Consider the following 14434-nt stretch of genomic DNA (forward strand, 5'->3'; position numbering starts at 1 on the left):
GCAGAGAGATGAAAAAGGCATTCACCAGAACCTTACTGCTGGCAGCGCTGTTGTCAGGCACCAACCACGTATTTGCGGAGAACAGAGCGATGAACCTCACCACCACTCAGGCGGCACCTTCAAATCTACAGCTGCTTATCGATCGCCACTTTGCCATCTGGAACAGCGGCGATGCCGCTGAGCGGGAGAAAGCGTTTGCCACGGTTTATACATCAGACTTTTTTGTGGCGGACTACGACGGTTTGAATCAAGGCGCAGAACCTGTCAATGCGGCCATCGGCAAGGTGCAGTCACAGCACCCTGGCTTTATCTTCACGCCAGCACCGGTTGAGTGGAATCACGGCGTTGCCCGCGTCACCTGGGGCTATGGCCCGAAAGATAATCCTTATCTGGTGCGTGGCGAAGATGTGTTTACTCTGCGCGACGGCAAGCTGGCAAGCGCGCGGGTTTTTCTCAGCAAATAGAGAACGCCGGCTGATAAAGCGAGCCGGTGCTACGCGCAGACGAGATAAAAGCAGCCTCTGGCTTGTTTAGTGAATGCGATTATTCATGGCTGTGGAAAGTGTTTTAAATATTTATGCGTTTTTCCGCACTGAATATTAGCGATAGAGTGCCTGAGAACGTTGCACCTGAAAATCTGAATGTAAGTTAATGACTTAAACGGCTGTTCAACCTTCAACTAAGGAATTTACGATGAATACTCAACTTTCGGGCAAAATCGCATTGGTGACTGGCGGTAGCTCTGGCATTGGTCTGGCATCTGCACAGGAACTGACACAGCGTGGCGCAAAGGTTTATATCACCGGCCGCCGTCAGGAAGAACTTGATGCCGCGATAGCCCTGATTGGGCCGACAGCCAGAGGCATTCGGGCCGATGCCTCAGTGTTAAGTGACCTTGATAGCGTATTTTCGACTATTGCCGACGAATCGGGCCGGCTGGATATACTTTTTGCCAATGCGGGCGGCGGCGATATGTTGCCACTGGGCGCCATTACCGAAGAGCACTTTGATCGTATTTTCGGCACCAACGTGCGCGGCGTGCTGTTTACCGTTCAGAAAGCGCTGCCGCTGCTGACTGACGGCGCCTCTGTCATTCTGACCGGCTCAACGGCTGCGGTAAAAGGCACCGCCAGCTTTAGCGTTTACAGCGCCAGTAAAGCGGCTGTACGCAATCTGGCGCGTTCCTGGGCGCTTGATCTTAAGGAGCGTGGTATTCGGGTAAATGTGGTAAGCCCCGGTCCGGTGCGTACGCCTGGTCTGGGAGGGATCGTCCCGGAGGAACAGCGTCAGGGGCTGTTTGATATGCTGGCAGCGGGCGTGCCGCTGGGACGACTGGGTGAACCAGACGAGATCGGGAAAACCGTCGCGTTTCTGGCGTCTGACGATGCGAGCTTTATTAACGGAGCAGAAATATATGTTGACGGTGGATTAGCACAGATTTAATTCGCTGCCTGTCAGGCAATATTCACCGTTAATTACACACCCGGAACGTCATAATCAATGACTGCCTTAATAGATGCTGACGCAGCAAAATCAGCTTAATAACAATTTTCTGCATTTTATTAAGTCGTGAAATGTTATGCGTCACATATGGGGTGGGAATATTATTTATGGCTATTAGAAACTCAAGGCTGATTTTCCCTTTCATTCTTATTCTGAATAAAGGCAAGCGTATGAAACGGTATCCGTTCTTTTTTAGCGCGCTGTTACTGTTATATATTACGCCGGTTAACGCGCACGATGGCGCTCGTCTTTCTGCTCAATCAGACTCGCCCGAAACCGCATTCACACGGGACAACCAGGCGGCCATGGATCGCATGATGTCCGATATGGAGCTTAACCCTTCCGGCAATATTGATGAAGATTTTGTGGCGATGATGACGCCGCATCATCAGGGCGCAATTGATATGGCCATCGCCGAGCTGAGGTACGGCACAAATCCGCAGCTCAGACGCATCGCGCAGGAGATCATTGTCACCCAGCAGCAGGAGATCACCGCCATGTATCAGGCGCTGAATAAACCGCTGCCTCCCGCACAGGCGGCGCCCGATCAGATTACGCCTGTGCAGGGCGCGACGCCCTGACATCGCATTTAGACCGCCAGCAGATTGGCCTTTTTGTTGATCCCCTTGAACAGGATACTTCTATGAAAACGTTATTACAGGCAGGGTTGGTTGCCGCTGTTGCGCTCTCTGCCTGGCCCGCGTTAGCGGGGCAGTCCCCGTTCGGCGCTTCAGCAGCAGATATTCCCGTCAGTCACGCCGACCGCGTCTATGCGGCTGAGCAGTTTTCTAATACGGTCTCCGTTACCGATCCGGCCAGTAATAAATTGCTCGGCGTCATCCGGCTAGGCGACCCCCAGCCGGCAAACTTAAGCCCGCTGTATAAAGGGCAGGTGCTGGTACATGGCATGGGCTTTTCACCCGATCGTAAAACCCTGGTGGTTGTTTCCGTTGGCTCAAACTCGGTGAGCTTTATTGATACCGCAACCAACGCCGTCAGACATATCACCTACGTGGGACGCTCGCCGCATGAAGCGTTTTTCACGCCAGATGGAAAAGAGGTATGGGTAACGGTGCGTGGCGAGGATTACGTCTCGGTGCTGGATGCCAGCAGTGGCGAAGAAAAGACGCGCATTAAAGTGCCAGGCGGACCCGGCATGCAAATATTCTCGCCTGACGGTAAGTACGGCTATGTCTGTTCCTCATTCAATCCAGAGACGGTGGTAATTGACGTCAGGACGCATAAAATTGTTGGCACCGTTAAACAGGCCAGTCCGTTCTGCCCGAATATTGCGGCGTCGCCGGATGGAAAACAGGTGTGGTTTACGCTCAAGGATACGGGAAAAGTAGAGGTCTTTAACGCTAAGCCGCCTTTTAACGTGATCAAAATTCTGAACACCGGCCCCATCACCAATCACGTCAATATAGTGCAAAATGCCAGCGGCAGTTTCGCCTGGGTCACCGTTGGTGGGCTCAATAAAGTAAACGTTTACCGTACCGATAATTTCTCGCAGGTGGCCTCTATTCCGGTTGGAAACCTGCCGCACGGTCTCTGGCCTTCCGGTGACGGCAAGCGTGTGTATGTCGGTCTGGAAAATGCTGATGGGCTTGCAGCAATTGATACCTCAACCTACAACGTCGTGGCCACCATCCCAACAGGGCAGGCGCCGCAGGCCGTGGCCTATGTGCCAGGCGCCGTCGCGCAAGGCGATGCAATACAGGGCCTTCAGCCGCTGGGGATTGCTGGTCAGGCTGTGCACCTTCAGCTGAAATCAGCGGGAGCGGCTGATAATGCGCGGCCAGCGACAACGATTTCTCTGTTTGAACAGGGGATCACTCAGGTTCTGCAGGCATCTGCCACTGGCCTCGAACCAAAGCAGCCTTATTTGCTGGCGCTGTCATCAAAAGCTGATGGTAGTGGAGAGCTGGAGCCGCTTACGCCTTTTATGACCAATCCCGCGGGTGCCGCTATTGTTAACGCCGTCGGCCCCATTCGACAGATTGTAGATGCGCGTCATGCGGATGAACGGCGCTATCTTGTCATTACTAAAGGAGATGGCAGCCAGCGGGGCGAAATTGTGCAGATTCAGACGCCCTGAGTTGTTTAAGAGGTGGGTTATCTAGTGAAAGGTATGGCGCCTCTCTTCGCTTGAGCAGGCGCTTTTTTACAACGGCGCCGTAAAACAGCATGGAGATGTCATTATTTTTTTTGGGGTTTTGGGCATGGCGCTGAGATGTGTGCTGGCCAATGTCTGCTATAAGCGAGAAGCGGACATTATGGCATCTGGATAACAGCATAAATTCCAGATAACCCAGAGCCGTTCATACAATACAATTGTTCCATCGAATGATAAGGTCAGATTTCTCAAAATTTCTCAGGCAGGAACGAAAGTGAGCATTTCAAAGAAATATGAATGGCATAAGAATGGCTACCTGGTAAGTACGGACAGAGAAAAACTGGATGTACAGGCTATCCATCGGTATCTGACGAGGTCCACCTGGGCTGAAGGTATTCATCTGGATATTGTCACCACATCAATAGAAAATAGCCTTAACTTTGGCGTTTATCATAATGAAATCCAGATAGGTTTCGCTCGTCTGATAACTGATTATGCTACATTCGCTTACCTTTGCGATGTTTATATTCTTGAAGAATATCAGGGAGAAGGGCTCGGAAAATGGCTTATAGAATGCATACATAATCACCCTATTTTCGAGCAGCTTCGCAAGATCATGTTATTCACAACAACGGCGCCCTGGCTTTATGAAAAGTTTGGTTATAACCCTGTAAATCAGGAAAACTATGCATGGACCATTACCCGGCCTGATATTTATAAAAATAGAAAAAATTCCGGCTGACCAATACTTATATTCAGCTCCCGCTAACTTATTTGCTCTCCTGAGCTTAACGTTCGCTTCTGGCACAAAGCAGACATTCTGAAAACAAGCTCCCTGAACTACCTGCATCCCTGCCAAAAAAAAGCCGACGTCTCCGTCGGCTTTTTTTCACGCTATCCTCTCTCACTCCTCTGCCAAAAACAGCTCCAGCAGCGAGTTCAAAAACAGCTTGCCCTTATCGGTAATCTGCCAGTGCGTGGCGCTTTCCGCCACGTAGCCGGCGGCGATCGCCGCATCCATCTGCGGCCGAATCAGCTGCTCATCCAGACCGGTGTAGCGGCTAAACTCCTCGCGCGGCGCGGCTTCCAGCAGGCGAAAGCGGTTCATAAAGTATTCGAACGGCTTCTCCGCGTCGTCAACCTCATACTGCTTCTCCTGATAGCGGCCCTGCATAAAGCCGCGCGGATGACGCGTTTTCACGGTGCGCACGATGCGCCCGTCCGGCTGGGTTAGCTTACCGTGCGCGCCGCAGCCGATGCCGAGGTAGTCGCCAAAGCGCCAGTAGTTGAGATTGTGCTCGCAGCGGTAGCCCGGTTTGGCGTAGGCCGAGGTTTCATACTGCTGATAGCCAGCGGCGGTCAGCAGGCGATCCCCTTGCTCGAAGATATCCCACAGCGCGTCGTCGTCCGGCAGCACCGGCGGGCGCGAGCCAAACAGCGTGTTCGGCTCGATGGTCAGCTGATACCAGGAGAGATGCGGCGGATTAAGCGCGATCGCCTGCTTCAGGTCGCTCAAGGCTTCCTCAAGCGACTGATCGGGCAGGCCGTGCATCAGGTCGAGGTTGAAACTGCGCAGATGCAGCCCCTCAGCCAGCTGCGCGGCACGCTTCGCCTCTTCCGGGCCGTGGATGCGTCCCAGACGCTCCAGCTTCTGCGGGCTAAAGCTCTGCACGCCGATAGAGATACGGTTAATCCCGGCGCGCTGGTAGGCGCTAAAGCGGTCCGCTTCTACCGTGCCGGGATTGGCCTCCATGGTGATCTCCGCATCCGCCGCCAGCGGCAGACGCGAACGCACGCCGTCCATCAGCATCTGCATCGCCTCGCTGCTGAGCAGGCTGGGCGTGCCGCCGCCGATAAAGATCGTGCGCACCTCGCGCCCGTGCGTCAGCGGCAGGTCGTTTTCCAGATCGCGCAGCAGGTGCTGCACATACTCGACGTGCGGCACCTCGCCCTTTAACGCATGGGAATTAAAGTCGCAGTAGGGGCACTTCTGCACGCACCACGGAATGTGAATATAGAGGCTTAACGGCGGTAAATCAGGCATTGCGCATCGCTTCCAGCAGCAGCGTCAATGCTTTACCCCGATGAGAAACCGCGCCTTTTTCCGTTTTGCTTAGCTCGGCGGCGGTTTTGCCCAGTTCAGGCACGTAGAAAATCGGATCGTAGCCGAAGCCGCCTGCGCCAGCGGCGGCGCGGGTAATCTCGCCCGCCCAGCTGCCGTGGAACACCAGCGGCGTCGGGTCTTCCGCATGGCGCAGATAGACCAGCACGCAGTGAAACTGCGCCTGACGCTGGCCGTCCGGCACCTGTTCCAGCGCCTGCAGCAGCTTCTCGAGGTTCTGCTGGTCGCTGGCCGCTTCGCCCGCGTAGCGCGCCGAATAGATGCCAGGCGCGCCGCCCAGCGCGTCGACCGCCAGACCGGAGTCGTCGGCGATGGCGGGTAGGCCGGTGATCTGCGCGGCGTGACGCGCTTTGAGAAGGGCGTTTTCGATAAAGGTCAGGCCGGTCTCTTCCGCCGACTCAACGCCCAGATCGGTTTGCGCCACGATATCCAGGCCAAAGGCGGCGAGCAGATCCGCCAGTTCACGTACCTTGCCGGGATTGCCGGTGGCGAGCACAACTTTTTGCATAGCAGTTCCAGTCATATTTACAGCAGAAACCAGAGGCCGGGAAACAGGTCCATGCCGAGGAAGTTCAGGGCATAGAGCACCAGAATCACGATCATCGCCGAGAAGTCGATGCCGCCCATCGCAGGCAGAATGCGGCGGATCGGCGCCATCAGCGGTTCAGTCAGCTGCACCAGCACATAGTCCAGCGGGCCGCGACCCTGGCTGATCCAGCTCATCAGCGAGCGAATAATAATGACCCAGAACACCAGATAACCGGCGGACTTCAACAGCGAGAGCAGGCCGACCAGCAGGTTGGCCGGATCGACCGAGAAGGCGCCCACCTGGATCAGCAGCAAAATCGGGTATTTCAGCGTCGTCAGCACGAATGCCAGCAGCAGCGAGGCGGTGTCGATCGGGCCGATAGCGGGAATAATGCGGCGCAGCGGCTTGATAATCGGCTGGGTGATCTTGACCACGAACTGCGACAGCGGATTATAAAAATCACAACGCGACCACTGCATCCAGATGCGCAGCAGCAGCACCATCACGTACAGGTCGATCAGCGTTTTGACTAAAAACGTCAGTGTTAACATGAGGTTCCTCAATTATTGTTGTGGGTTGCGCGCATAGTCCCGCGCGCCGAAAATCGCGGTGCCGATACGCACCATGGTGCTGCCTGCGGCAATGGCCGCGTCCATGTCGTCGCTCATTCCCAGAGAAAGCGTATCGACGTCAGGATAGTGCTGCTGCAGCTGGCGGAAGGCGTCGGCCATCTGCTGACACACCGCCAGCTGCCGCGCGTAGTCGCTTTCCGGCGCCGGGATCGCCATCAGGCCGCGCAGGCGCAGCCGCGGCAGCGCGGCGACCTGCTGCGCCAGTTCGGGCAAAGCCTCCAGCATGATGCCAGATTTGCTGTTTTCGTCACTGATATTTACCTGAATCAATACATTCAGCGGCGGCAGCGCAGCCGGGCGCTGGTCGCTCAGACGCTGGGCGATCTTCAGGCGATCCACCGTATGGCACCAGGCGAAATGCTCCGCCACCAGCCGGCTTTTATTGGACTGCAGCGGCCCGATGAAGTGCCACTGCACCTCCTGATGTGCGGCCAGCGCCGCAATCTTTTCAACCCCCTCCTGCACGTAATTTTCGCCAAAGGCGAGCTGTCCGGCGGCGATTGCTTCTTCGACCGCGCTCGCAGGTTTGGTTTTGCTCACGGCAAGCAGCGTAACTTCTTCTGGATCGCGCCCGCATTGCGTTGCGGCAGCGCGGATCCGCTGACGCAGTTGCTGTAGGTTGTGCTGGATTGAGGTCATCGTCAGGAGGCTGTCTATGGAGTTGGAAGAAATCGTGGCGCTTAGTGTAAAGCATAATGCCGCCGATCTGCATCTGTGCAGCGGACATTCGCCATGCTGGCGGCGCCACGGCAGGCTGGAACGCATCCCCGATCTCGCGCCGCTGACGGCGGAGTGGCTGACGCGCTTCGCCGGGCGCTATCTCGACGCGCGGCAGCGCGACGAGCTGGCGGCGCAGGGACAAACCGACTTCGCGCTCGCCCTGGGCGACGGCCAGCGGCTGCGCGCCAACCTGTTCGCCCAGCGGCAGGGGCTCTCGCTGGCGCTGCGCACGCTGCCGAGCCGCTGCCCGACGCTGGAGAGCCTGCGTCTGCCGCCAGCGGTGCCGCGCTGGCTGGAATGGGAAGATGGGCTGATTTTAATCGTCGGCGCCACCGGCAGCGGCAAATCGACCACGCTGGCGGCGATGGTCGACACCATCAACCGCCAGCAGTCAAAACACATTATCACGCTGGAGGATCCCATCGAATGCGTGCATCAGAGCAAACAGTCGCTGATCCAGCAGCGCGAAATAGGCGCGCACTGCGCCTCGTTCAGTCTCGGGCTGCGCGCCGCGCTGCGGGAAGATCCCGACGTGATCCTGCTGGGCGAGCTGCGCGACAGCGACACCATCCGTCAGGCGCTGACCGCTGCGGAAACCGGCCATCTGGTGCTGGCCACGCTGCACACGCGCGGCGCGCCGCAGGCGATAGATCGTCTGGTGGATGTTTTTCCGGCAGAGGAGAAAAATCTGGTGCGCGCTCAGCTGGCGGGCAGTCTGAAAGCGGTGATGGCGCAGAAGCTGGTGCCAGCGCGCGACGGCGGCCGCATCGGACTGTTTGAGGTGCTGATCGCCACGCCCGCTATCGCCAGCCTGATCCGCGACGGCAAGATGCATCAGATCGGCGGGCTGCTGCAAACCGGCGCGCAGGCCGGGATGCAGACCTTTGAGCAGAGCCTGCTGGCGCGGCAGCGGGAAGGGCTGATTGCGCACGAAGCAGAATCGATGGGTCAGTGCGTTTCGAACCAGTCCTGCAGAATGATGGCGGCGGACTGCGAATCCACCGAGCCTTTATTCAGCGCGCGATAGCCGCCGCGCTCGAACAGGCCAGCGCGCGCTTCGACGGTGCTGAGGCGTTCATCCTGCAGCTCGACGCGAACGCCAAAGCGGCCGTGCAGGCGGCTGGCGAACTTACGCGCGCGCGCGGTAAGCGGCTGCTCGGTGCCGTCCATATTCAGCGGCAGGCCAACCACCACGAAGTCAGGCTGCCACTCTTTTAGCAGGCGCTCGATCTGCAGCCAGTCCGGCGTGCCGTCCTGCGCTTTCAGCGCCGCGAGCGGGCGGGCGCTGCCGGTGAGCTGTTGGCCGACCGCCACGCCGATGCTTTTGGTGCCGAAGTCGAAGCCCAGCAGGGTTTGCGTCGTCATCAGGCGTGTCCCGCATCGCTGGCGATGCTGTGGATATCGATGCCGATGCTGCGCGCCGCTTCGCGCCAGCGGTCGGCGATCGGCGTCTGGAACAGAATATTGCTGTTGGCTGGCGTGGTGAGCCAGGCGTTCTCCAGCAGTTCGTTCTCCAGCTGATCCTTCTCCCAGGCGCAGTAGCCCAGCGCCACCAGCACATGCTCCGGCTGCGAAGCGGTGCCGAGCGACTCCAGCACGTCGCGTGAGGTGGTGATCACCGTGGTGTCGGAGATGCGGATGCTGGAAGAGAAGGTGCGCTGCGCGGAGTGAAGGATAAAACCGCGATCCTCAGCCAGCGGGCCGCCGCTGAATACCGGTTTGTCGAGACGGATCGCGGGATCGCGCTCGCCGGTGGTAATTTTCAGCTTCTTTAAAATGCCTTCGACCGTCAGGTTTTCCATCGGCTTGTTAATAATCAAACCCATTGCGCCCTCTTCGTTGTGCTCGCAGATATAAACCACAGAGCGTTTGAAAAAGGGGTCCTGTAGGGAAGGCATGGCAATCAAAAAATGATGCTGTAAATTCATTCTCACTCGATGTACCAAAAATAGCCGGCGCGGGTCTGCGCCGGTTTGGGTTGATCACGGAGCCTGGCTCCAGGGTCATGCTCAGCCCAGACGCTTCTCGATTGCGTCCATCAGCATACCGGTGATGGAGATCGGGAATGCGGCTTCGATTTCACGCACGCAGGTCGGGCTGGTGACGTTCACTTCAGTGAGTTTATCACCAATGATATCCAGGCCGACAAAAATCAGTCCTTTTGCTTTCAGCGTCGGTCCGACGCGACGGGCGATTTCCCAGTCGCTTTCGCTCAGCGGGCGCGCTTCACCGCGGCCGCCTGCCGCCAGATTGCCGCGCGTTTCGCCGCCCTGCGGGATACGCGCCAGGCAGTAAGGCACCGGCTCGCCGTCCACCACCAGCACGCGCTTGTCGCCTTCTTTGATGGCGGGCAGGTAGTTCTGCGCCATGCAGAAGAACTGGCCGTGGTTGGTCAGCGTCTCGGTGATCACGCCGAAGTTCGGGTCATCCTGCTTGACGCGGAAAATCGACGCGCCGCCCATGCCGTCCAGCGGCTTCATAATAATGTCGCCATGCTCCTGCCAGAAGGCGCGCAGTTTCTCTTTGCTGCGCGTCACCAGCGTGTCGGGCGTGAACTCCGAGAACCAGGCGGTGTAGAGCTTCTCGTTACAGTCGCGCAGGCTCTGCGGCTTGTTAACGATCAGCGTGCCTTGCTCTTCGGCGCGCTCCAGAATATAGGTGGCGTAGATAAACTCGGTGTCGAACGGCGGATCCTTACGCATCAGGACCACGTTGAGATCGGCCAGTTTGATCTCCTGCTCGCTGCCGAAGGTATACCATTGATCGTAGTTCTGTTCGACGTTCAGCAGGCGAGTACGGGCGTAAGAGACGCCGCCGCGCAGCGAGAGATCGGCCATCTCCATATAGTGAATTTCATAACCGCGGCGCTGTGCTTCCAGCAACATGGCGAAGCTGGTGTCTTTTTTAATGTTAATGGACGAAATCGGGTCCATCACGATGCCAAGCTTAATCATTATTCTCTCCTCAGAGAGGCGGTCTTTTCCGCCCCGTTCTGTGCGGTCAGCGCAGGCTGACCAGTCAGGACGCCAGTAAGTGCTGCGTGCGTCTAATATAAACCCTGATTATTCCCTAGCCGAGGTCGCCAAACCTCACCTGGAGTGCCGTAATGGCGGTCAGCGCGGTGGTTTCCGTGCGTAATACGCGCGGTCCGAGCAAAATGTCGGTAAAACCCTGCTCGCCGGTCATGGCGATCTCGTCGGCGCTCAGTCCGCCTTCCGGGCCGATCAGCAGGCGAACCCGCTCGACCGGCTGCGGCAGCGTGTTGATGCTCTGCTGCGCGCGCGGATGCAGATTCAGCTTCAGCCCTTCGTCCGCCTCGGCGCACCAGGCCTCCAGCGTCATCGCCGGGCGGATTTCCGGCACGCGATTGCGGCCGCACTGTTCGCAGGCGGCAATGGCAATTTTTTGCCACTGCTGGCGTTTTTTTGCCAGCCGTTCGGCATCCAGCTTAACGCCGCAGCGTTCGGAAAAGAGAGGCGTAATCACGCTCACGCCCAGTTCAATCGACTTCTGGATGGTGAACTCCATCTTCTCGCCGCGCGACATCACCTGGCCGAGATGCAAAAACAGGGGAGATTCGCGATCGTCCGGCTGGCCTTCAAGGACTCTTACTTTTACACGCTTTTTATCGACAAGAGTGATCTCCGCCGCAAAAGTCAGATTAGTGCCATCAAAGAGTTCCAGACGCTGGCCGCTGGTCATGCGCAGCACGCGACCAACATGATTTGAGGCGTCTTCATCCAGCGTGATTTCACTGTTGCTGGCTAACGGTTCGGAATGAAAAATGCGAGGTATGCGCATACGGGCCCTGAAAGCTGAGCGCCGCGCTCGCGGCGCGGCGGAATCGAGAAGAGGTTAGTGTAGGGCAGTGATTTTAACGCTGGCAAGCCTGCTGCACATAAGGATTGTGATTGCCCTGCACGCGAGCGATGCGCTGGTCGCGTTCGCACTCCCAGCGGGAGACCGGATACTGCTTGTCCCAGACGGTAAAAAGCTGCGTCTGCTGGCGCGACAGGCGCAGATGATACTGGTCGCGCATATAGAAGTAGGTGCGCGCGATAATGCCGCGCGCGCGGGCCGGTGGCTCCGCCTGTTTGTTTTTAAAGTCGATTTTCATTTCGCACTGGCCATACTGCCGCTCGCTGCCGTTCCACTGGCTGTAGGCGAAGTTGCCGCGATCGCCGTTCACCTCGCCGATGGCGGGCTGCAGGTTGTGCAGGTCGCTTTCGATGCGGCGATAGTCGGCGTCCTTGCTGCAATTTTTGCGGCCGCCGTTCTGCCAGCACTGACGCTGGTGACCGAACTCCCAGGCGGGCATCACATGCTCCCACTCGATGCGTTCTGCGCGGTTGGCGTTTTTACGCACCTGATAGCCGCAGCTGTTGAGATCGGGCACGCCTTTTTTGCCCTGCCAGTTGATTTTGCAGCCGCAGTAAAACGAGCCGGGCGCATCAGCGTTAATCGCTGCGGCAAAGGTTTTCGCCTGCTGAAAGTTATTCTGATGGTAGTTATCCAGCGAGATCGCCTGGGTGGCAAAAGGGGAGAGCAGCAGCGCGACGGCGGCGATAAAGTTGCGAGACATGTCTAATTCTACTCAGTCGCTAAAAAAGGGCGGCAGGGTAGCAGAATGAGGCGGCGAGCGGAATGAGAATTGCGCTCAGGCGGGCGAATAGTCCCCTGGCGTGAGCAGGCTTTTGCAGCGCACGCAGCGGTACTCGCTTTCGCCGCGCAGCACGCGATTATGGCGTCTGACGGTGAGGTGATGCTGCTGGCATCCACAGCGGTAGGGATAGGTTTGGGCGCGCACCGAGGCGATCTCAAACTGATGGGTGCGGCGCGCGGGCACGCCCAGCACCTCCTGCATCATCCACTTCCACTCTTTGCCGTGCGGCGGCACGCGGCCAAAAACCTTCCACACCAGCAGATGCGCCAGCTCGTGCGGCACCACTTCGTCGACAAACGCCTGCTGGTTTTCCATCAGCAGCACCGGGTTAAGGCGGATCTCCCACTTCTCCAGCCAGGCGGTGCCCGCTGCCGTGCCGCGCTGCTGATAGACCAGCGTCGGTTCGGCAAAATGGCGCTCCAGCTTCTCGCTGGCAAGCTGTAGAAAATGGCGCAGCGAGCGCATCATGGCCTGCTGCAGAGCGATGGGGAGGCGAGGGGTTTTCATGTCGGCAAGGATAAGCGGCGCAGCGAGGGAACTCAATGAAATAAAAAAGGCGGGCTTTAAAGGCCTGCCTTTTGTGCAGCGCGGGTGAGATAGTCCGATCGCAAAGACGCAAAAAGCGGCATCCTTGCCAGCTCGGCCCGCGACATCCCTGTCGCGGGACGCTTTGCTCTTCGGCCCATCTCACCCGCTTGCGAGCATGGTTGCGCGCTGTTGGGAAAGACGGTTACCCGCCTGACTAACTTAGTTATTTGAACCGATATCGCGCAGTTTCTTGCCCGACATCAGGTTGCGCTCGATATGCTCCAGCGAGACGTTTTTGGTCTCTGGGATCAGCATCACCGTCAGCACGATAAAGAAGACGTTCAGCAAGCCATAGACCCAGAAGGTCGGCGCGTTGCCCAGCGTATTCAGCATGGTGAGGAAGGTGGCGCCGACAATCATGTTGGCGATCCAGTTGGTGGCGGTAGAGACGGTAATCCCGAAGTCGCGACCTTTCAGCGGCTGGATTTCCGAGCACAGCACCCAAATCAGCGGACCGGCGCTCATGGCGAAGCCGACGATAAACATCAGCAGCATGGCAACGGCGAAATACTGCGCGCCCTGCGAGTGGATGCCCATATGCAGCATGGTGCCCAGGATGCCCATACCGGCCGCCATCACCAGGAAGCCAAGGATCAGCGTCGGCTTACGGCCCCAGCGATCCACCAGACCAATGGCAATAAAGGTCGCCAGCACGTTGATAAGACCAACGATCACGGTGCCCCACATCTGCTCGGTGGTATTGGTGAAGCCGGCGATCTCAAAGATTTTCGGCGCGTAGTACATGATGACGTTCATGCCGGTGAACTGCTGCATCACCTGCAGCAGCACGCCGAGGAACACCGCGCGGCGGAAGTTGCTGTTGCTCTGGAACAGCTGCCAGCCGGACTGCTTGATCTTCAGGCTCTCGCGGATCTCTTCCAGCTCGCGTTTCGCCTGCTCGCTGGTGTCGCGCAGACGATCCAGCACGCGCTGGGCGTCGCGGAAGTCGCCTCTGGCCGCCAGCCAGCGCGGGCTGTTGGGCAGGAAGAAGACCCCAACCAGCAGCAGCACCGCCGGAATGGTGATGATGCCGAGCATCCAGCGCCAGTCGCCAGAGGCGCTGAAGGCGGTGTCGGAGAGGTAGGCGCCGAGAATACCGATGGTAATCATCAGCTGATAAAGCGAAATCATACTGCCGCGAATTTTTTCCGGCGCGATTTCAGAAAGGTAGAGCGGAGCGGTGTAAGAGGCGACGCCAACGGCCAGACCCAGCACCACGCGTGCGACGATCAGCATCTCCGGGTTCGGCGCCATGGCGGACCAGAGCGAACCGATGACGAACAGAATAGCGCCCGCCATCAGGCTCTTTTTACGGCCAAGACGCGACGACATCCAGCCGGAGCCGACAGCGCCGACGGCCGCGCCAAACATCATGGAGCTGACGATCCACTCCTGCTGGTGTGCGGTAACGTTAAAATCTTTGGCGATAAACGGCAGCGCGCCCGCGATAACGCCGATATCCAGTCCAAATAACAGCCCTGCGAGAGCCGCAAGAAAGCAGACAAACAAGGTCATCGCCTTGTTTGAGGTTCTGCTTTTGTGAGTGTTGCCAGGCATTTTG

Annotated in this window: 17 protein-coding genes; 6 read left to right on the plus strand and 11 right to left on the minus strand. The window is 57.8% G+C overall.

The features are described 5' to 3' along the window. The first annotated feature begins 8 nt into the window (after positions 1-8). The 5 genes from MC269_RS03465 to MC269_RS03485 all read left to right on the plus strand — a co-directional run bounded on the left by MC269_RS03465 (position 9) and on the right by MC269_RS03485 (position 4361). The gene (locus MC269_RS03465) at positions 9-464 is read left to right on the plus strand and encodes a nuclear transport factor 2 family protein (RefSeq protein WP_239953973.1); all 456 of its coding nucleotides are present in this window, start codon (positions 9-11) and stop codon (positions 462-464) included. A gap of 229 nt (positions 465-693) precedes the next feature. Next, complete coding sequence (locus MC269_RS03470) at positions 694-1443, plus strand: SDR family NAD(P)-dependent oxidoreductase (RefSeq protein ID WP_239953975.1); 750 nt, start codon at positions 694-696, stop codon at positions 1441-1443. 365 nt (positions 1444-1808) lie between these two features. Then, entirely contained in the window at positions 1809-2084 is a 276-nt protein-coding gene (locus MC269_RS03475) for a DUF305 domain-containing protein (RefSeq protein WP_371824354.1), read from the plus strand. A 62-nt stretch (positions 2085-2146) separates the two neighbouring features. Continuing rightward, on the plus strand, positions 2147-3601 hold the full coding sequence (locus MC269_RS03480) for a YncE family protein (protein WP_239953976.1): 1455 nt from the start codon (positions 2147-2149) through the stop codon (positions 3599-3601). Between the two features lie 292 nt (positions 3602-3893). Continuing rightward, the gene (locus MC269_RS03485; protein ID WP_239953978.1) at positions 3894-4361 is read left to right on the plus strand and encodes a GNAT family N-acetyltransferase; all 468 of its coding nucleotides are present in this window, start codon (positions 3894-3896) and stop codon (positions 4359-4361) included. A 162-nt stretch (positions 4362-4523) separates the two neighbouring features. Here the strand turns inward: MC269_RS03485 and hemW are convergent, their stop codons facing one another. The 4 genes from hemW to MC269_RS03505 are packed head-to-tail and all read right to left on the minus strand — an operon-like array spanning position 4524 to position 7541. Continuing rightward, positions 4524-5663 (minus strand): radical SAM family heme chaperone HemW, encoded by a 1140-nt coding sequence (gene hemW / locus MC269_RS03490; RefSeq protein ID WP_081140868.1) that lies wholly within the window; start codon positions 5661-5663, stop codon positions 4524-4526. After that, complete coding sequence (locus tag MC269_RS03495; protein WP_239953979.1) at positions 5656-6249, minus strand: XTP/dITP diphosphatase; 594 nt, start codon at positions 6247-6249, stop codon at positions 5656-5658. The genes hemW and MC269_RS03495 overlap by 8 nt, the downstream gene beginning before the upstream one ends. A gap of 17 nt (positions 6250-6266) precedes the next feature. Continuing rightward, positions 6267-6821, minus strand: coding sequence for a YggT family protein (locus MC269_RS03500; RefSeq protein WP_239953981.1), 555 nt, complete (start codon positions 6819-6821; stop codon positions 6267-6269). Between the two features lie 12 nt (positions 6822-6833). Further along, the gene (locus MC269_RS03505; protein WP_081140871.1) at positions 6834-7541 is read right to left on the minus strand and encodes a YggS family pyridoxal phosphate-dependent enzyme; all 708 of its coding nucleotides are present in this window, start codon (positions 7539-7541) and stop codon (positions 6834-6836) included. A 16-nt stretch (positions 7542-7557) separates the two neighbouring features. Between MC269_RS03505 and MC269_RS03510 the strand changes: the two genes are divergently transcribed. After that, entirely contained in the window at positions 7558-8649 is a 1092-nt protein-coding gene (locus tag MC269_RS03510) for a type IV pilus twitching motility protein PilT (RefSeq protein ID WP_239953983.1), read from the plus strand. On the opposite strand, the gene ruvX is transcribed toward MC269_RS03510, so the two are convergent. The 7 genes from ruvX to MC269_RS03545 all read right to left on the minus strand — a co-directional run bounded on the left by ruvX (position 8571) and on the right by MC269_RS03545 (position 14430). Continuing rightward, positions 8571-8987: a Holliday junction resolvase RuvX gene (gene ruvX, locus MC269_RS03515; protein ID WP_081140873.1), complete on the minus strand. Its 417-nt coding sequence runs from the start codon at positions 8985-8987 to the stop codon at positions 8571-8573. The genes MC269_RS03510 and ruvX overlap by 79 nt on opposite strands. Then, on the minus strand, positions 8987-9550 hold the full coding sequence (locus tag MC269_RS03520) for a YqgE/AlgH family protein (protein WP_239953985.1): 564 nt from the start codon (positions 9548-9550) through the stop codon (positions 8987-8989). Before MC269_RS03520 ends, ruvX begins: the two co-directional genes overlap by 1 nt. 81 nt (positions 9551-9631) lie before the next feature. Further along, the gene (gene gshB / locus MC269_RS03525) at positions 9632-10576 is read right to left on the minus strand and encodes a glutathione synthase (RefSeq protein ID WP_239953987.1); all 945 of its coding nucleotides are present in this window, start codon (positions 10574-10576) and stop codon (positions 9632-9634) included. A 115-nt stretch (positions 10577-10691) separates the two neighbouring features. Then, positions 10692-11423 carry a 16S rRNA (uracil(1498)-N(3))-methyltransferase gene (gene rsmE / locus MC269_RS03530; RefSeq protein WP_081140876.1) on the minus strand — a complete coding sequence of 244 codons (732 nt, stop codon included), beginning with the start codon at positions 11421-11423 and terminating at the stop codon, positions 10692-10694. Positions 11424-11496: 73 nt separating this feature from the next. Next, positions 11497-12204, minus strand: coding sequence for a deoxyribonuclease I (gene endA / locus MC269_RS03535; protein ID WP_081140877.1), 708 nt, complete (start codon positions 12202-12204; stop codon positions 11497-11499). Positions 12205-12279: 75 nt separating this feature from the next. After that, positions 12280-12792, minus strand: coding sequence for a SprT family zinc-dependent metalloprotease (locus MC269_RS03540; protein ID WP_094078527.1), 513 nt, complete (start codon positions 12790-12792; stop codon positions 12280-12282). Positions 12793-13032: 240 nt separating this feature from the next. Beyond that, the gene (locus tag MC269_RS03545) at positions 13033-14430 is read right to left on the minus strand and encodes a sugar porter family MFS transporter (protein WP_239953990.1); all 1398 of its coding nucleotides are present in this window, start codon (positions 14428-14430) and stop codon (positions 13033-13035) included. Positions 14431-14434: the final 4 nt, after the last annotated feature.

The sequence above is a fragment of the Pantoea sp. Z09 genome (assembly GCF_022394795.1).
GTDB classification, from domain to species: Bacteria; Pseudomonadota; Gammaproteobacteria; order Enterobacterales; family Enterobacteriaceae; genus Pantoea; species Pantoea latae.